We start from the raw sequence: 17,759 nt of genomic DNA on the forward strand, positions 1-17,759 counted from the left end.
TCCCTCAAGCCATGAATTCAGTGCCAAATCCCGCGGTACTGAGACGGATATTCATTAGCAAAGTCAATAAAATGACTTATGTGAATTCATTTTTCGATATAGCCAATATTCTGTCGAATTAAACACAGCCCTTGATTGCATTTCAATGGCAATTTGTATTTAGGCAGTGTTTTTTCTACAAAATATTTCAGACCTCTCTGTTTTATCTCCAGGGTCAATTCAACTGGATTGATTTTATGGCGTAAGGCGGCTGAAACAGAGGGTGTCGTTTTGTGATGGCGTTAAGGGATTAACCATTTTTTTTGGTCGAAGGAGCCTTTTTGCCTGCCGCATGGTCAATAGTCTGCGCAAGCCACATGGGTATTGAGTCCCGAGAGGGAGAAGACAGTAATGAGATTGCGCAAGACATCTTGGTTTTGCGCGGTAAGCAGGCCCTCAACGAAGAGGTTCGTTCCGCTGTGAGGGCTGCGCTCGTCAAGGCTCGGTACGGCGGAGACGAATCAGTCGTCGAGGCTGATGATCCGCTCTCGTACGCAGAACAACACCAGGCCAGCGACATCGTAAATGTGCAAGCGTTTCATGATTTGCGAGCGATGGGCCTCCACCGTCTTGATACTCAGGCCCAGACCGCCAGCGATCTCGCGCGTGGATTTACCGCGCACTATCAACCTCAGAATTTCCAGTTGGCGTGCTGTCAGGTTGTGATTTTCAATCCGCTCGGGTCTGTTCGCCTGTACGCTGATCAGGGCCTGATCGATCACGGTGTGGGCGATTGCGGGGCTCAGGTAGCGTTCATTATTGTGTAGCGCATTCAGGGCCTGCTCCAGCTCAGTGCCGGTGGCGTCCTTGAGCAGATAGCCATGGGCGCCCATCTCAAGCGCTCGCATGATCAGTTCGGGGTCTGTGTGCATCGACAGGATAAGCACTTTGCTTTGGGGCAGCTTCAGGAGCAGCGTTTCTAGTGCGTCCAGGCCACTGGTCTCCTTCATGGAGATATCCAGAAGAATGATGTCAGGGCGCAGTTGCTGTGCAAGATCGAGCAACTGCGCGCCATCGTTGGCCTCGCCGATCACGGCATAACCAGGGATGTCTGAGACCAGTGCACGTACGCCGGCCCTGATGAGCGCGTGGTCATCGACCAGAAGCAGGTTGATCATAAGCCCTTACTTTTGTTGGCTCGTTCGCGGACACGTGGTGCCCAAGGGAAAAGTGCTTCTATCTGGGTGCCTTTGCCGGGTTCGCTATGGACTGTCAGTGCGCCTCCCAGCAATGCTATCCGTTCGGCCATGCCAGCCATACCACGCTGGCCTTCCTGGCCCGGATTTTCTGCCGGAGTAAAGCCAAGGCCATCGTCTGCGATATGCAGCAGCAAGCCCTCGGGCGAGCGTTCCAGACGCACTAATACATTATCGGCCTGAGCATGACGCAACATGTTGGTGACGGCTTCCTGAGTGATCCGATACGCGGCGACTGCCATGTCGTCCGGGATACCCGCCAGGCGTTGATGGCATTCCATACTCCAGCTCACTGTTGTGTTCCCCAGTGTGCGCACAAGATGCGCACGCAAGCTGGCTTCCAGCCCCAGGCTGGCCAATTGGCGAGGATTGAGAATGGCAGACACGTCGCGCACTTTGGCCAGGGTTTCATCCAGCGTGCTGCACAGTACCGCGCATTGCTTATGCCACTCGGGCGCCACGCGACGCTGGAGCCAGTCACTTTGCATCTTGGCGGCGGTGAGCATCTGGCCGATGTCGTCGTGCAATTCACGACTGAGCCGATGGCGCTCGGTTTCTTGCACCTCAAGCATGCGTTCGGCCAGCTCTCGAGGCTGGAATTTGATCGAGTTGCCAGATTGTCGCTGAACGTGCCAAACGCTGGCGATGGTTGCAAGGTTCAGTGCAAGCAAGCCGGCTGGTAATGCCATGCCGTTGAAATAGACCGTAAGGTTGCCCGCGACTGAACCCATGCAAAGTAAGGCGGTAAGCCGACGGGCGCTTTTTTTGCTGAGGGGCCAAAGTTTGAATGACTTGATGCTGGCATGCATAGCTGATGGAGCCATTGGATGTTCGCTGCGGATAACCTGTTTCGGCTGCTATCAGGTCAGTGTGAGGGAGCTCGACGGTGCCGACGCATCACCTTCGGATCATCATTCGTCCAGCCAGTGGCTGGTCAGGTGACGATGGAGTTTATGCCTCTCTGGATAAAAAACTTCGACCGTCAATTCGAACGCGTGGAGCTTACCTCAATTGTTTGAATAATTAATTGTTTTGGGTGTTGTCGGCAGAAAAACCCGGTCAATGCATGTCTGGCTGGTCAGTAATATGCCTGTCGAACGCAGTCGCTCAGTTCGTCCTTCAGCGGGAAGACAGGCAATCAGTGCAGCGCTTGAAACATCGTGGAGCACGACGAAGTTGATGCTTTTATGTGGCTAATTGATCCACAGGGTTGTTATTGATACAGGCAACCCTGTGTCGCACCGCAGGGGACCGTACAGTTGACCAGGCGCTTATTTCCAGCTCGCGGCGTCAGGCAATCCTTGAGGCGGCGATGCTTTCTGGTGCTACTTCGGATTTCAGTGTCAGGGCAGTAGGCCAGCGCGTGGGCGATATAGCACTTGCCAATTGATCTTCAAATCCTACGATAGTCGCGAATGTGTTCAGTAGTTCCAATTGTTCGCTGTCGTCGAGTAATAGTATTCCTGTGTCGGTATCGACCAGTTCCAGTTGCCAGGCGAGAAGAGCGAAACAGTCCCTGAGGGTGGACAATGCATCGCCCTGAAGGCTGGTGTGTGGGGAGGCGAGAGCCAGGAGGTGACGAATCTGCCGGGAGAAGTCAGCAATACTCTCAAGGGACAGCGCGTCAGCCTCGTGGGAGAGGGTGAACAGGGTGCTGAGCAGGCATTCGATAGCGTCCTTATCGTTAATGAACAGCTCCAGATGACACAGGCACTCTTCGGACTTGGCGAGAAGCGCCTGCGATGTGATCAAAAAATCAGGGAGCGAATGTTGCCACTCGTTGCCGTTCAACATGTTTTATCTCCACAACTCATGGACAGCGATCGTAGGTCGCGCTCGGCGAGTGGCTTCAAGTTAATGTTGAAAGCAAACAGATGTCTGTAGTCTATTTCCGAATATTGTTTTTTGATCGCGTTCTGCGACACCGCCTCCCGCTTTTGCGAATGCGTTGCAAAGTACCGGGCGAGTTGTTTTTGGCCTGTGACATACCTTGATACGCGATCAAGGAAGGCCGAGACCCTTATGGTGTTGTCTGAACGTGGTCCTGCGATAGCAAACAAGAGCCTGACTCCATTCATGCAATGAGAATGGCGTCACAATAATGGCTATTAGATATTACTCATATCAGGTTGGGCCTGATTGCCACTCAGGGTTTCCCCTAGAGAATGAGTTGGGAGTCAGTTTCCATCGCTGGATAAGCAGCGTCGTGACCGAAAGTTCGATCGTTGGAAATGCAAATTGAGTAAATCATGATATCAATATGACATCAATTGCTTTGCGCCTCATTTTGTTGCAATTAAGGTCCTGCTCACTTCGGCCGATAACGGGTTGAGCGCTCTCAATACGAACTATCCCCCAGGAGTCATTAATGGCTGGCATTCTCGACACGGTAGATCAACGCACGCAGCTGGTGGGTGAGAATCGCCTGGAAATTCTGATGTTTCGTCTGGCCGGGCGACAACTGTTCGCGATCAACGTTTTCAAAGTTCAGGAGGTTTTGCAACTGCCCAAACTGACCTTGATGCCGCAGCGTCATCCCTTTGTCTGTGGTGTGGTCAACCTGCGTGGTCAGACGCTCCCGGTCATCGATCTTTCCCAGGCAATTGGTATGCGTCCGCTGATACCAGGGCCCACCAGTACAATCATCGTCACTGAGTACAATCGGTCGGTGCAGGCGTTTTTGGTCGGGGGGGTGGATCGCATCGTCAACATGAACTGGGAGGCGATCCTGCCACCGCCTGCCAGTGCTGGCCGCCAGCATTACCTGACCGCCATCAGCAAGGTCGATGATCAGTTGGTGGAGATTATCGACGTCGAAAAAGTCCTTGCTGAAATCGTGCCTTACAACGCCAAAGTGTCTCGTGACAAATTGCAGGATCCCGTCCTGGAGCTTGCCCGTGGTCGCGAAGTGCTGTTGGTGGATGATTCGAATGTGGCATTGGCGCAACTGCGTGACACCTTGTCCCAGCTTGGGGTGAAGATGCACATCGCTCGTGATGGTCTGAAGGCGTTGAATATGCTCAAGGCATGGGCTGATACCGGCGAAGTCATGACTGACAAACTGTTGATGGTATTCACCGACGCCGAGATGCCGGAGATGGATGGTTATCGCCTGACCACCGAGATCCGCAACGATCCGCGCTTGCGCGGTCTGTATGTGGTGCTGCACACCTCGTTGTCGGGCAGCTTCAACGAATCAATGGTGAAGAAGGTCGGTTGCGACAATTTCCTCTCCAAGTTCCAGCCGGACAAATTGGTCGACGTGGTGCGTGAGCGTCTGATGCTGGATCAGGCCTGACGGATTTTTGGTTTCGAGGTGGGTTTGGGGTGTCGTACGGGGTGTTAACTCGTATAGATTAACGCTTTGCCCATTACGGAGCTGACCATGTTGCGTCTCAGCGCGCTTTATCGATTTCCACTCAAATCTGGCATGGCCGAACCTCTGCAACAAGCCCGGTTCGATGGGCTGGGCCTGGCTGGGGATCGACGCTGGATGTTGGTGGAAGAGGCTTCTGGGCGTTTCTTTACTCAGCGAGCCATGCCGCACATGTCACAGTTGTCGGTGTTGTGGAATGCCGACGGTGGGGTGACCCTCAATGCTCCTGGCTTCCAGGCCCTTGATGTGCCCCTGCCTGAAGACACTGAGGCGTCGCTGCGTGGCGTGACCGTGTGGCGCGACACCCTGCGTGTGCCCGATGCGGGGGATGAGGCGGCCCGCTGGCTCAGCGAGTTCATGGGCAAGCCTACGCGCATGGTTCACGTGCCCGACAACCGGGCTCGCTGGTTGCCCAGCGGTTACGGCACGGTTGAAGACAGGGTGGGTTTTGCCGACGGCTTCCCCTTGCTGCTGATCGGTCAGGCTTCGCTGGATGATTTGTCGGCAAAGGTCGGCTGGCCACTGGAGATGCTCCGGTTCAGGCCCAATCTGGTGGTCGAGGGCAGTGAAGCGTTTGCCGAGGATGGCTGGAAGCGCATCCGTATAGGCGACATCGAGTTTCGTCTGCTAAAGGGCTGCTCGCGTTGCATACTCACGACCATCGACCCCAAGACCGGTGAGCGCACCCAGGATCGCGAACCACTGACCACCCTCAAGACCTATCGCGAGCGCGAAGGGGAGGTGTGGTTTGGACAGAACATGGTCAGCGACGGTCTTGGCACTCTCGACGTCGGGATGCCGGTGACAGTGTTGGAGTAGGGCGAAAGCGGGTGCGCATATCTACTGTGTGCCCATCATTCACACGCGCGCGAAGAGAAGATAAGGTGTCAGGCAGCGAAGAGCCGCCTGACACCATCAGTGCTCACTGATCGTCGAAAAACCGCTCATGCCAATCCACTAGAGGCTGCGGGGAGTTGAGTTTTTCGCCGTAGATCACCGAATAAGACAGTACGTTCTGCACATACTGGCGGGTCTCATCGAAGGGGATGCTTTCAACCCACACATCGAATGCCAGGTGGTTCGCGCCCTTGAGCCATTGGCGAACGCGGGCGGGGCCTGCGTTATAGGCGGCCGATGCGAGTACGCGGTTGCCGTTGAACTGGCTGTGTACCTGGCTCAGATAGGCAGCGCCCAGCTGGATGTTTTTATCCGGATCGAGCACTTGCTGGGGCGATGCCAGCGGGATGCTGAACTTGCGAGCGGTCTCCTTGGCAGTGGTTGGCATAAGTTGCATCAGGCCACTGGCGCCGACGCCGGAACGTGCGTCGTCCATGAAGGCGCTTTCCTGACGCGTAATGGCAAACACCCAGCTGGAGTGCAGGCCGCGGACATTGGCTTCACGTACCAACGTGTCGCGGTGGGCCATCGGGAAGCGAATATCCAGATCGTCCCAGTATTGCGCCTGACTGATGGTGCGGATGGCCGGAAAGTACCAGTGCATGTCGTAGGCCAGTTTGGCCTGAGCGACCATTTCATCGCGGCTGAACAGGCGGCTGACGTGGTACCACTCGCGCCGACCGTCGACCACCTGACCACGATCGTGAAACTCCAGTGCCCGACGTACGCCAGGCGTGGTGCGGACCTTGTTGATGAGCTGCTGACTGAGCATCAGCGGCTTGTTGTTCAGCTGATAAGCGGTCTGCGTACGATCGGCGGCAAGGAAGCCATAGAAGTCGCGCTCCTTGGCGACCGCTTTGTAGAGCGTTGGCACCAGCGGGCTAGTCGGTTGTGACAGCTCCAGAGAGCGCGCTTGCCAGTAACGCCAGCGATTGGTGATCGCCAGGTCCTGCGGCAGTTTGCGGGTCAACTGGTACGCATCGTCCCAACGGCCCAGGCGCAGCAGCAGGCGCAAACGCCATTCGGTGACCGTGTTGTCGCGCAAGTCCGGGTCATATTTGGTCATGACCTCGAGCGCCCGGCCATCGAAGCGGCGGGCCAGCGTCAGACCGATCTCCTTGGCGATTTCCACTTGCTCATCGCGTGAGAAATGCATCTTCGCCGAGTAACTGTCGAGCATGTCCATGGCTTTCTGCGGGTCCAGCTTGGCCAGACGTCGCAGGCCAAGACCGACCACATCGGACATGGCTTCATCGACCGGCATGAAGCGGGAAGGGTCGTTGAGCAGTTCGGGTTTCTGTGCGACCGCGATTAGCAGCTTGCCTTGCGGGGCCAGTGTAACGAGGCTGTCGACCAGGGAATTGGCCAGGTTGTAATTGCGTGCTTGTGCGGCCAGCTTGGCACGCTGCCAGCGTTTCTCTTCCGGTAACTGGCCCTCAGCTGCCCAGCGCGAGAATAATGCATCGCACGCGGCAGGCTGAGTCTTACCAGTCATCCACAGCTTCTCGGCGTTGGCATAGCCTTCTGCGCGCAGGTTATGGCTCAGTTGGTATTGGCCGTAGAGGCAGTCGAGTTCGGTGAAATTGAGCTTTGGGTCGTAATACTGGGCGAATGTTTGCCAATCGCCACGTTCTGCCAGCCAGCGCAACCAGCGTAGCTTCATCCAGTTGGCCTGAGGCAGGTCGCCGTGAGCCGAGAGAAATCGTTCAATTTCCGGGTTGGTCGCTGTCTTGAGTCGTGCGGTCAGCTCGTCATAGGCCAGATAAGGTTCCAGCGGATAATCGGCGAGCGCCTGGCTATAACGCACGTAGGGGCCGGAATCACCTTTGGCCAGTGCGCGCTTTGCCTCGTCGTAATACTGACGCTGAAGGGTGAGATCTGCTGCTTGGGCCGACTGCGCAGCGGTCGCAGAGAGAAGCAGGCAGGATAAAAAACTGAACAAACGACTGCGCATGAGACTTCCGTGCAGATGAACCGTGAAAGGTACTACTAGCTTAGCCCTTTGCCAGCTCTGGGTGAAAGCATTGCCGACTATACGACGTGCGACAGAAATATTCATCCGCGTCTGTTCCAGGGCGAAAATCAGGGATTTGCGTTCAGCCGCGGCGGGTTGTTCGTCATTGAATGCCGACATAGCCTGGGTATCTCAGGTAGAATGCGCGCCCAGTTTTTGGAGAAACTCATGACCCTGCTCAAATTCAGCGATGTGTCCCTTGCTTTCGGCGCTATGCCGTTGTTGGACAAGGTGTCCTGGCAGATCGCCCGTGGTGAGCGGGTGTGCATCATCGGCCGCAATGGCACTGGCAAGTCCAGTATGTTGAAACTCGTCAAGGGCGTGCAAAAGCCTGACGATGGTTCTGTGTGGCGTGCCCCGGGCCTGAAAATCGGCGAGTTGCCGCAGGAATTGCCGGTGGCCGACGATCGGACAGTATTCGATGTGGTTGCTGAAGGCCTGGATGGCGTCGGCGCATTGCTTGCCGAATACCACCACCTGAGCCAGAACATCGTCACCGCCGAGGATCTGGACAAGCTGATGCATGTCCAGCACGACCTTGAGTCCCGCGACGGCTGGCGTCTGCAGCAATTGGTCGACAGCACCTTGAGCCGCCTGCAATTGCCGGCCGACAAAACCCTGGCTGAGCTGTCCGGTGGCTGGCGTCGTCGAGTCTTGCTGGCCCAGGCGTTGGTCTCCGAGCCCGATCTGCTGCTGCTCGACGAACCGACCAACCACTTGGATATCGGCGCGATCGCTTGGCTCGAAGAGGCCTTGATGGGCTTCCAGGGCGCGGTTCTGTTCATTACCCACGACCGGTCCTTTCTGCAGAACCTGGCCACTCGCATTCTTGAGCTGGACCGTGGCGGTCTGATCGACTGGGATGGCGACTACGCCAGCTTCCTGGTCCATAAGGAAGCCCAGTTGTCGGCTGAAGAAACCGCCAACGCGTTGTTCGACAAGCGCCTGGCGCAAGAAGAAGTCTGGATTCGTCAGGGCATCAAGGCTCGTCGTACCCGTAACGAAGGTCGCGTACGCGCCTTGAAAGAGTTGCGTGTGGAACGTGGCGAGCGTCGTGAGCGCACGGGCAAGGCCAACATTCAGCTGGATACATCCGACAAGTCCGGCAAGCAAGTGATGGTTCTGGACAACGTCAGCTTCGCTCACCCGGGCGGCCCGTTCCTGATCAAGGATTTTTCCATGGTCCTGCAGCGCGAGGACCGTATCGGTCTGTTGGGCGCCAACGGTACCGGCAAGACCACCTTGCTCAAGCTGATGCTCGATAACCTGCAACCCTCCAGCGGCACCGTGGAAGTGGGGACGCGTCTGGAAGTGGCCTATTTCGACCAGTTGCGTCACCAGCTCGATCTGGAAAAAACCGTTATCGACAACGTGGCCGAAGGTCGGGACTTCATCGATATCGACGGTCAAAGCCGGCATGTACTGAGCTATCTGGGCGACTTCCTGTTCAGCCCGCAACGTGCCCGTACGCCAGTGAAGGCATTGTCCGGTGGCGAGCGTGCGCGTCTGTTGCTGGCCAAACTGTTCAGCAAGCCAGCCAACCTGCTGGTACTCGACGAACCTACCAACGACCTCGATGTGGAAACCCTCGAGTTGCTTGAAGAAGTGCTGTTGACCTTCAAAGGCACCGTGTTGATGGTCAGTCACGACCGGGCATTCCTCGATAACGTCGTGACCAGCACCTTGGTGTTCGAAGGTGAAGGCAAGGTTCGTGAGTACGTCGGTGGTTATCAGGACTGGCTGCGTCAGGGCGGCTCGCCGCGCCTGCTGGGTGTGACCGAGAATAAATCCGGTAAAGCCGAACTGGCGACGGCGGTTGTTGCTGCGACGCCGGTGGCTGCGCAGGAAATGCCAGTGGCCAAGAAGAAGCTCAGCTATAAGCTGCAACGCGAGCTGGAAGGGCTGCCTGCGCAAATCGACGAAGTCGAGGCGCAGATGGCTGCTCTGACGGCTGAAATGGCTCATGCCGGTTTCTATCAGCGTCCAGCCGAACAGACTGCGGCAGTGCTGGCGCAAATGGAAAACCAGCAAGCGCAACTCGATGCATTGCTGGAGCGCTGGGCCGAGCTGGACGCGTAATGCGTTTTGCTTTGCTGAGCTGAATAAAAAAGCCCGGGCCATTTTGCAAATGGCCCGGGCTTTTTACTGAAGGCTGGTCGCACCGGCCTTCAATTTACATCCCGGTTACTCAGGGCGCTTCAGGCGCACGGCAAGAACGTCGCACGGCGCACCGTGGAGGACGTCGTTGGCGGTCGAGCCGAGCAGCAACGCCAAGCCATGCCGGCCATGGCTGCCGACAACGATCAGGTCGCAGCCCTGTGTCTTGGCCAGTTGATGGATCTCCTGTCGTGGCTGGCCATAGGTGAGATGGCTGTCGCCGATCCGGACTTCCGGGTACTTCAGCTTCAAGGCTTCGAGTTTCTCTTTGGCCTGGTCGAACTGCTGCTGTTGCAGTTGGGAAAGGTCCATCGGTACATCGCCACCAAAGGCCATGGCCATGGGTTCAACGATATGCACCAGGGACAATTTGGCGCCATTGCTGACGGCGAGTTCGCGAGCGCGGCGGATAACAGGATCGCACTCTTCAGTGAGGTCTATAGCGACCAAAATGTGTTCGTATGGCATGAGGAGTTCCTCTTTAGGATTGCGATAACTGTAAGTATGGCTCTTTTCACCCTGGGCTGGGTGCGCGGTTAAATTGATAATTACTTCTGGGAATAAGAAATATGACGGTCTGGATAGTGTTGTCAATCCTTGCGCTGGTCCTGAGCCCTTTGGCGTGGCTGCGACCTTCGCGCCACCAGAGCGGCAAGATGGCCCTGCGCATGGAGGCACGGCGTATTGGACTTGGCATGCAGCTGGCCCCTCAAGAATGGCCGCACTGGCTGCCAGAAGAGCCGCCAAGCCCCTGCGCGCAATACCACCGACCGCGCCGTAGCGAACGGGCCGCGTGCTGGGTCTATTGGCAAACCACGCCGGGCGTCTGGCTCAACCAATGGCGTGAGCCCTGCGAGGATGCGCAACTGATGGCCCAGTTCAGTACGCTTCCAGCCAACGTGTTCAAGGTCGAGGCGGGTCAGCAGATGATCGCCTTGTACTGGGGCGAGCGCGGCGAACCCGAAATACTGCAACGCATTTCCGTCGTGCTTAAGGCGCTGGCTTGATGATTCTGCCGGTATTGGTAATCAGCCACACCTCAAAATTCAGGCAATAAAAAGCCCGACAACAACATCGGGCTGGGGGTGGCCAGGCAGGCCGATAATCTGTAGCGATCCCTGTGACGAGACTGGGAAGGCACTGTGCTGCGCGATGTTTCGGCCGGACGTGTTTGGCCTGAAACGTTCGGTGCGATGAATGTAGTCGCTCCCGAAGCGTTTGTCGCTGTCGCTTCCATCATTTTATTCGCAAAAGATGCCCGTCACCTCAAGCGTGCAGGGTTTGCCTGACACTTTGCGTCAGTCTGTTCGTCATAACGGGCATGAATACTTCCCCATTAAGCATGCATCAAACCTGTGATGGGTGCTGATGAATGATCATGTGCCCCCATAATTCGCCGCTTTTATTGGTGTTTTGTTGATTTGACAATTGCCAGGATTTCCGTGAAGGTGTGTTACCCAAATCAAACGGGCGTATGAATTGAGCGTTTGCATTGTCAGAAGGCTCTTACAGAATCCCGACTAACACGTCGGCGGGTGTGTCTGGCGGTTTGGCGTTAGCATTGACGGAAACGTCGTAGTCACGCCGGCCTCCAGTGTCCGACGTGTATTGTTCAGCTTCCATATCGTGGAGATCAGTTGATGATTTACGAAGGTAAAGCCATCACGGTTAAGGCTCTTGAAAGTGGCATCGTCGAATTGAATTTCGATCTCAAGGGTGAGTCCGTCAACAAGTTCAACCGTCTAACCCTCAACGACCTGCGTCAGGCCGTTGACACCATCAAGGCAGATGGTTCGATCAAGGGCGTGATTGTCACCAGCGGCAAGGACGTCTTCATCGTCGGCGCCGACATCACCGAGTTCGTCGACAACTTCAAGTTGCCGGATGCAGAGCTGTTGGCGGGTAACCTCGAAGCCAACAAAATCTTCAGCGATTTTGAAGACCTCAGCGTTCCAACCGTCGTGGCCATCAATGGCATCGCCCTGGGCGGTGGTTTCGAGATGTGCCTGGCAGCGGATTTCCGCGTGATGTCCAGCAGCGCCAAGGTCGGTCTGCCTGAAGTCAAACTGGGCCTCTACCCAGGTTTCGGCGGCACCGTGCGTCTGCCACGCATCATCGGTGCCGACAACGCTATAGAGTGGATCGCGTCGGGCAAGGAAAACCGTGCTGAAGATGCTCTGAAAGTCGGTGCTGTCGATGCGGTGGTTGCCCCTGAAAAACTGCGTGAAGCCGCGCAGGACCTGATCAAACGCGCCATTTCCGGCGAGTTCGATTTCAAGGTCAAGCGTCAGCCGAAACTGGACAAGCTCAAGCTCAATGCCATCGAACAGATGATGGCATTCGAAACTGCCAAGGGCTTCGTTGCAGGCCAGGCTGGCCCGAACTACCCGGCGCCGGTCGAAGCGATCAAGACCATCCAGAAAGCCGCCAACTTTGGCCGGGACAAAGCGCTGGAAATCGAAGCTGCCGGCTTCGTCAAAATGGCCAAAACCTCGGCTGCGCATAGTCTGATCGGTCTGTTCCTGAATGATCAGGAACTGAAGAAAAAAGCCAAGATCTACGATGAAGTCGCAAAAGACGTGAAGCAGGCGGCGGTACTCGGTGCAGGCATCATGGGCGGCGGCATTGCCTATCAGTCGGCGGTAAAAGGCACGCCGATCCTGATGAAGGACATCCGCGAAGACGCCATTCAACTGGGTCTGAACGAAGCGTCCAAGCTGCTGGGCAACCGTGTCGACAAAGGTCGCCTGACCTCGGCGAAGATGGCTGTGGCCCTCAACGCAATTCGTCCAACCCTGTCCTACGGTGATTTCGGCACCGTCGACTTCGTCGTCGAAGCCGTGGTCGAAAACCCTAAGGTCAAGCAAGCTGTACTGGCTGAAGTCGAAGCTCAGGTCAAGGAAGGCACCATTCTGGCGTCTAACACCTCGACCATTTCCATCAGTTTGTTGGCCAAGGCCCTCAAGCGTCCGGAAGACTTCGTCGGTATGCACTTCTTCAACCCGGTGCACATGATGCCGCTGGTCGAAGTGATTCGTGGTGAGAAATCCAGTGAAGTCGCGGTTGCGACGGCTGTGGCTTACGCCAAGAAAATCGGCAAGAACCCGATCGTGGTCAATGACTGCCCGGGCTTCCTGGTCAACCGTGTCCTGTTCCCGTACTTCGGCGGTTTTGCCAAATTGGTCAGCGCCGGTGTGGACTTCGTTCGCATCGACAAGGTCATGGAAAAATTCGGTTGGCCAATGGGCCCGGCCTACCTGATGGACGTAGTCGGTATCGACACCGGCCACCACGGCCGCGATGTCATGGCTGAAGGTTTCCCTGATCGCATGAAGGATGATCGTCGTTCGGCTATAGACGTGCTTTACGAAGCCAATCGTCTGGGTCAGAAGAACGGCAAGGGTTTCTACGCCTACGAAATGGACAAGAAGGGCAAGCCGAAGAAAGTCGCCGATGCCGCCGTGCTTGAAGTACTCAAGCCGATTGTCTACGAGCAGCGCGAAGTGTCCGACGACGACATCATCAACTGGTTGATGATTCCGTTGTGCCTGGAAACCGTACGCTGCCTGGAAGACGGCATTGTTGAAACGGCCGCCGAAGCTGATATGGGCTTGATTTACGGCATCGGTTTCCCTCCATTCCGTGGCGGTGCGCTGCGTTACATCGACTCCGTGGGTGTCGCTGAATTCGTCGCGCTGGCTGACAAGTACGCTTATCTGGGCGCCTTGTACCAACCCACCGCGAAGCTGCGTGAGATGGCCAAGAATGGCCAGAGCTTCTTCGGTTAAGCGCCCAACGATTGAGAGGAATTTATGAGCTTGAATCCGAGAGATGTCGTGATTGTTGACTTCGGTCGCACTCCGATGGGCCGCTCCAAGGGTGGCATGCACCGTAATACCCGCGCTGAAGATATGTCCGCGCACCTGATCACCAAGCTGCTGGAACGTAACGTCAAGGTCGATCCTGCGGAAGTCGAAGACGTAATCTGGGGGTGTGTGAACCAGACCCTGGAGCAGGGCTGGAACATCGCTCGCATGGTGTCGCTGCTGACGCCGATCCCGCACACCTCGGCGGCACAGACAGTCAGCCGCCTGTGTGGCTCGTCCATGAGCGCTCTGCACACTGCTGCGCAAGCGATCATGACCGGCAACGGTGATGTGTTCGTGATCGGCGGTGTCGAGCACATGGGCCACGTCAGCATGATGCATGGCGTGGATCCGAACCCGCATATGTCACTGCACGCGGCCAAGGCTTCCGGCATGATGGGCCTGACTGCAGAAATGCTCGGCAAAATGCACGGCATCACCCGCGAAGCGCAAGACGCTTTCGGTGTGCGCTCGCATCAGCTGGCACACAAGGCCACGATTGAAGGCAAGTTCAAGGACGAAATCATCCCGATGCAAGGGTATGACGAGAACGGCTTCCTGAAAATGTTCGACTACGACGAGACCATTCGTCCAGAAACGACATTGGAAAGCCTGGCCGCCTTGAAGCCTGCGTTCAACCCGAAAGGCGGTACCGTGACGGCGGGGACTTCCTCGCAAATCACCGACGGTGCATCGTGCATGATCGTCATGTCCGCACAACGCGCTCAAGACCTTGGCATCCAGCCTATGGCGGTTATCCGCTCGATGGCAGTGGCAGGTGTTGATCCGGCGATCATGGGCTATGGTCCAGTACCGGCAACGCAAAAAGCGTTGAAACGTGCCGGTCTGAGCATTGCCGATATCGACTTCTTCGAGCTCAACGAAGCTTTCGCTGCACAGGCCCTGCCAGTGCTGAAAGATTTGAAAGTTCTCGACAAGATGAACGAGAAGGTTAACCTGCACGGCGGCGCGATCGCTCTGGGTCATCCATTTGGGTGTTCTGGCGCGCGGATCTCCGGCACGTTGCTGAACGTCATGAAGCAAAATGGCGGTAACCTTGGGGTTGCTACCATGTGCATCGGCCTCGGTCAGGGCATTGCCACCGTCTTCGAACGCGTCTAAACGGTTCGAGTGATGGACGCCGGGGCCTTGTGCCCCGGCTTTTGTTTTTCTGAAAAATTGTTTTTGAAATCTTTTATTTCGGATTTTTTACGAGGGCAGCAGCATGCAGTTACAGCCAGGACTCTATCGCCATTACAAGGGCCCTGAGTACCGTGTATTCAGCGTTGCCCGACACTCTGAAACCGAAGAGGAAGTGGTGTTCTACCAAGCACTCTATGGCGATTACGGCCTGTGGGTGCGGCCTTTGAGCATGTTCCTTGAATCCGTCGAAGTTGACGGTGAACAGGTGCCTCGCTTTGCTTTGGTTCAGGTTGAACCCAGTCTGTTTTCAAGGCCTTGAGCTGAGATCGCGCAGTAACCTGTGCTTGACCTCACCTGATTGCCACTATATATAGCGGGCCTCGACAGGCACCAACCGCCTTTCATTTCTAGAATTCAGGAATTTTCTGATCCATGGGCAAATCGCTGGTCATTGTGGAATCCCCGGCTAAGGCCAAGACCATCAACAAGTACTTGGGTAACCAATACGTGGTGAAGTCGAGTATCGGCCATATCCGAGACTTGCCCACTAGCGGTTCCGCTAGCGCCAGCAAAGAGCCCGCTGCCAAGCGTGGCAAGGCTGCCGCTGGTGATGCGCCTGTGCTTACGCCAAAGGAAAAAGCCAAGCGCCAGCTCGTCTCGCGCATGGGTGTCGATCCTGATCATGGCTGGAAAGCCAAGTACGAAATCCTTCCTGGTAAAGAGAAGGTGGTCGAGGAGCTGCGCCGGCTCGCCAAGGATGCTGACATCATCTATCTCGCAACCGACTTGGACCGCGAGGGGGAAGCCATTGCCTGGCACCTGCGCGAAGCCATCGGTGGTGACGACAGCCGCTACAAGCGCGTGGTGTTTAACGAAATCACCAAGAAAGCGATTCAGGAAGCGTTCTCCAAGCCGGGCGAGCTGGATATCAATCGGGTCAATGCCCAGCAGGCACGTCGCTTCCTCGATCGTGTCGTGGGTTACATGGTGTCGCCGCTGCTCTGGCAGAAAGTCGCCCGTGGCTTGTCGGCAGGCCGTGTGCAATCGGTTGCCGTGAAGCTGGTGGTGGAGCGTGAGCGCGAGATTCGTGCGTTCAACCCCGAAGAATATTGGGAAATCCACGCTGATCTGGGCACCACCAAAGGCGCCAACGTACGCTTTGAAGTGGCTCGCGAAAACGGCGAAGCTTTTAAGCCGTTGAATGAAACCCATGCCATGGCTGCGCTGGAGAAGCTTAAAGCGTCCAGCTATAGCATCGTCAAGCGTGAAGACAAGCCGACCAGCAGCAAACCTTCTGCGCCGTTCATCACGTCGACCCTGCAACAGGCGGGGAGCAACCGCCTGGGCTTTGGCGTGAAAAAAACCATGATGATGGCCCAGCGTTTGTATGAAGCGGGCTATATCACGTACATGCGTACCGATTCGACTAACTTGTCAGTCGATGCGGTCACCATGGCGCGCAGCTACATCGAAACCGAGTTCGGCAAGAAGTACCTGCCTGAATCGCCAAACGTCTACAGCAGCAAAGAAGGCGCACAAGAGGCGCACGAAGCGATTCGTCCGTCCGATGTCAACACCCACCCGAGCAAGCTGACGGGTATGGAACGTGACGCTGAGCGCCTCTACGAGCTGATCTGGCGTCAATTCGTCGCGTGCCAGATGCCACCGGCGCAATACCTGTCGACTACCGTCAGCGTCGCTGCTGGCACCTTTGAGCTGCGCGCCAAAGGCCGCATCCTCAAGTTCGACGGTTACACCCGTGTCATGCCGCAGATGGCCAAGCCGGGTGACGACGATGTGTTGCCGGACATGGCTCAGGGCGACAATCTGAAGCTGAACAAGCTCGATCCAAGCCAGCACTTCACCAAGCCGCCTGCGCGCTACTCTGAAGCGAGCCTGGTCAAGGAAATGGAAAAACGCGGTATCGGTCGTCCATCGACGTACGCTGCGATTATTTCGACTATTCAGGATCGTGGTTACGTCGCGTTGCATAACCGCCGTTTCTACTCCGAAAAAATGGGCGATATCGTTACCGGGCGCTTGTCTGAAAGCTTCTCGAACCTGATGGACTACGGCTTCACCGCCGGCATGGAAGAGAACCTCGATGACGTCGCTCAAGGTCAGCGCGACTGGAAAAACGTGCTCGACGAGTTCTACGGTGACTTCAAGAAGAAGCTCGAAGTAGCCGAAGCGCCAGACAGCGGCATGCGTTCCAACCAGCCGGTGATGACGGACATCCCCTGCAAGCTCTGCGGTCGCCCGATGCAGATTCGTACGGCGTCGACCGGAGTGTTTCTCGGTTGCTCCGGGTACAGCCTGCCGCCTAAAGAGCGCTGCAAGGCGACCGTCAACCTCACACCCGGCGACGAAATTGCCGAGGATGACGAGGGTGAGTCCGAGTCGCGCGTATTGCGTGGCAAGCACCGTTGCCATATTTGCAGTACGGCCATGGATGCGTACTTGCTGGACGAGAAGCACAAGCTGCACATCTGCGGCAATAACCCCGATTGCGTGGGTTATGAGATCGAAGAGGGCACCTACCGGATCAAGGGTTATGAAGGCCCGAGCCTGGAGTGCGACAAGTGTGGTTCCGAGATGCAGCTCAAGACGGGTCGTTTCGGCAAGTTCTTCGGTTGCACCAACCCTGACTGCAAGAACACCCGCAAGCTGCTGAAAAGCGGTGAAGCGGCCGGGCCGAAAATGGACCCGGTGAAAATGCCCGAACTCAAATGCGAGAAGGTCACCGACACGTACATTCTGCGTGACGGTGCTTCCGGCCTGTTTCTGGCGGCCAGTCAGTTCCCGAAAAACCGCGAGACCCGCGCTCCGCTGGTGATCGAGATCGTGCCGCACAAGGATGAAATCGATCCGAAGTACCACTTCCTCTGCGAAGCACCGAAGAAAGATCCCGACGGGCACCCTGCGGTGATTCGTTACAGCCGCAAAACCAAAGAGCAATATGTGCAGACCGAAGTGGAAGGCAAGCCGACAGGCTGGCGCGCGTTCTACGATGGCAAGGCCTGGAAGGTCGAAGACAAACGTTGATCTATTACGCCTGACGCCACCTGTCA

At 56.4% G+C, this 17,759-nt stretch carries 13 protein-coding genes; 8 read left to right on the forward strand and 5 right to left on the reverse strand.

The window, feature by feature from the left end; genetic code table 11:
• Nucleotides 1-500: 500 nt before the first annotated feature.
• The 3 genes from QN399_RS09360 to QN399_RS09370 form a co-directional block, all read right to left on the reverse strand.
• The gene (locus QN399_RS09360) at nt 501-1,157 is read right to left on the reverse strand and encodes a response regulator transcription factor (protein ID WP_330200869.1); all 657 of its coding nucleotides are present in this window, start codon (nt 1,155-1,157) and stop codon (nt 501-503) included.
• Complete coding sequence (locus QN399_RS09365) at nt 1,154-2,044, reverse strand: sensor histidine kinase (RefSeq protein WP_330200898.1); 891 nt, start codon at nt 2,042-2,044, stop codon at nt 1,154-1,156. The genes QN399_RS09360 and QN399_RS09365 overlap by 4 nt, the downstream gene beginning before the upstream one ends.
• 481 nt (nt 2,045-2,525) lie before the next feature.
• Nucleotides 2,526-3,029, reverse strand: a complete 504-nt coding sequence (locus tag QN399_RS09370) for a hypothetical protein (protein ID WP_323569034.1) — start codon at nt 3,027-3,029, stop codon at nt 2,526-2,528.
• 574 nt (nt 3,030-3,603) lie between these two features.
• Between QN399_RS09370 and QN399_RS09375 the strand changes: the two genes are divergently transcribed.
• Together QN399_RS09375 and QN399_RS09380 are read left to right on the forward strand one after the other, a co-directional pair.
• Nucleotides 3,604-4,533, forward strand: a complete 930-nt coding sequence (locus QN399_RS09375) for a chemotaxis protein CheV (protein WP_322178573.1) — start codon at nt 3,604-3,606, stop codon at nt 4,531-4,533.
• 87 nt (nt 4,534-4,620) lie between these two features.
• On the forward strand, nt 4,621-5,430 hold the full coding sequence (locus QN399_RS09380; protein WP_322217012.1) for an MOSC domain-containing protein: 810 nt from the start codon (nt 4,621-4,623) through the stop codon (nt 5,428-5,430).
• Between the two features lie 103 nt (nt 5,431-5,533).
• On the opposite strand, the gene QN399_RS09385 is transcribed toward QN399_RS09380, so the two are convergent.
• Nucleotides 5,534-7,462: a transglycosylase SLT domain-containing protein gene (locus QN399_RS09385; RefSeq protein ID WP_322217009.1), complete on the reverse strand. Its 1,929-nt coding sequence runs from the start codon at nt 7,460-7,462 to the stop codon at nt 5,534-5,536.
• A gap of 228 nt (nt 7,463-7,690) precedes the next feature.
• Between QN399_RS09385 and QN399_RS09390 the strand changes: the two genes are divergently transcribed.
• On the forward strand, nt 7,691-9,601 hold the full coding sequence (locus QN399_RS09390; protein ID WP_322217007.1) for an ATP-binding cassette domain-containing protein: 1,911 nt from the start codon (nt 7,691-7,693) through the stop codon (nt 9,599-9,601).
• Between the two features lie 105 nt (nt 9,602-9,706).
• On the opposite strand, the gene QN399_RS09395 is transcribed toward QN399_RS09390, so the two are convergent.
• Entirely contained in the window at nt 9,707-10,147 is a 441-nt protein-coding gene (locus QN399_RS09395; RefSeq protein WP_322217004.1) for a universal stress protein, read from the reverse strand.
• 101 nt (nt 10,148-10,248) lie between these two features.
• On the opposite strand from QN399_RS09395, the gene QN399_RS09400 reads away from it, so the two are divergent.
• The 5 genes from QN399_RS09400 to topA all read left to right on the forward strand — a co-directional run bounded on the left by QN399_RS09400 (nt 10,249) and on the right by topA (nt 17,733).
• Nucleotides 10,249-10,686 (forward strand): hypothetical protein, encoded by a 438-nt coding sequence (locus tag QN399_RS09400; RefSeq protein ID WP_322217001.1) that lies wholly within the window; start codon nt 10,249-10,251, stop codon nt 10,684-10,686.
• 633 nt (nt 10,687-11,319) lie between these two features.
• Nucleotides 11,320-13,467 carry a fatty acid oxidation complex subunit alpha FadB gene (gene fadB, locus QN399_RS09405; RefSeq protein ID WP_330200870.1) on the forward strand — a complete coding sequence of 716 codons (2,148 nt, stop codon included), beginning with the start codon at nt 11,320-11,322 and terminating at the stop codon, nt 13,465-13,467.
• 24 nt (nt 13,468-13,491) lie between these two features.
• The gene (gene fadA, locus QN399_RS09410; RefSeq protein ID WP_219063185.1) at nt 13,492-14,667 is read left to right on the forward strand and encodes an acetyl-CoA C-acyltransferase FadA; all 1,176 of its coding nucleotides are present in this window, start codon (nt 13,492-13,494) and stop codon (nt 14,665-14,667) included.
• A gap of 103 nt (nt 14,668-14,770) precedes the next feature.
• Nucleotides 14,771-15,007, forward strand: coding sequence for a DUF1653 domain-containing protein (locus QN399_RS09415; RefSeq protein ID WP_219063249.1), 237 nt, complete (start codon nt 14,771-14,773; stop codon nt 15,005-15,007).
• Nucleotides 15,008-15,120: 113 nt separating this feature from the next.
• On the forward strand, nt 15,121-17,733 hold the full coding sequence (gene topA / locus QN399_RS09420; protein WP_219063184.1) for a type I DNA topoisomerase: 2,613 nt from the start codon (nt 15,121-15,123) through the stop codon (nt 17,731-17,733).
• Nucleotides 17,734-17,759 lie beyond the last annotated feature (26 nt).

Source organism: Pseudomonas sp. 10C3, assembly GCF_036346185.1.
In the GTDB taxonomy this organism is placed as follows: Bacteria; Pseudomonadota; Gammaproteobacteria; order Pseudomonadales; family Pseudomonadaceae; genus Aquipseudomonas.

Coding starts and splice junctions, on each gene's coding strand:
- QN399_RS09360 (WP_330200869.1), bottom strand. CDS start 1,157: ATGATCAACCTGCTTCTGGTCGATGACCACGCGCTCATCAGGGCCGGC.
- QN399_RS09365 (WP_330200898.1), bottom strand. CDS start 2,044: ATGCATGCCAGCATCAAGTCATTCAAACTTTGGCCCCTCAGCAAAAAA.
- QN399_RS09370 (WP_323569034.1), bottom strand. CDS start 3,029: ATGTTGAACGGCAACGAGTGGCAACATTCGCTCCCTGATTTTTTGATC.
- QN399_RS09375 (WP_322178573.1), top strand. CDS start 3,604: ATGGCTGGCATTCTCGACACGGTAGATCAACGCACGCAGCTGGTGGGT.
- QN399_RS09380 (WP_322217012.1), top strand. CDS start 4,621: ATGTTGCGTCTCAGCGCGCTTTATCGATTTCCACTCAAATCTGGCATG.
- QN399_RS09385 (WP_322217009.1), bottom strand. CDS start 7,462: ATGCGCAGTCGTTTGTTCAGTTTTTTATCCTGCCTGCTTCTCTCTGCG.
- QN399_RS09390 (WP_322217007.1), top strand. CDS start 7,691: ATGACCCTGCTCAAATTCAGCGATGTGTCCCTTGCTTTCGGCGCTATG.
- QN399_RS09395 (WP_322217004.1), bottom strand. CDS start 10,147: ATGCCATACGAACACATTTTGGTCGCTATAGACCTCACTGAAGAGTGC.
- QN399_RS09400 (WP_322217001.1), top strand. CDS start 10,249: ATGACGGTCTGGATAGTGTTGTCAATCCTTGCGCTGGTCCTGAGCCCT.
- fadB (WP_330200870.1), top strand. CDS start 11,320: ATGATTTACGAAGGTAAAGCCATCACGGTTAAGGCTCTTGAAAGTGGC.
- fadA (WP_219063185.1), top strand. CDS start 13,492: ATGAGCTTGAATCCGAGAGATGTCGTGATTGTTGACTTCGGTCGCACT.
- QN399_RS09415 (WP_219063249.1), top strand. CDS start 14,771: ATGCAGTTACAGCCAGGACTCTATCGCCATTACAAGGGCCCTGAGTAC.
- topA (WP_219063184.1), top strand. CDS start 15,121: ATGGGCAAATCGCTGGTCATTGTGGAATCCCCGGCTAAGGCCAAGACC.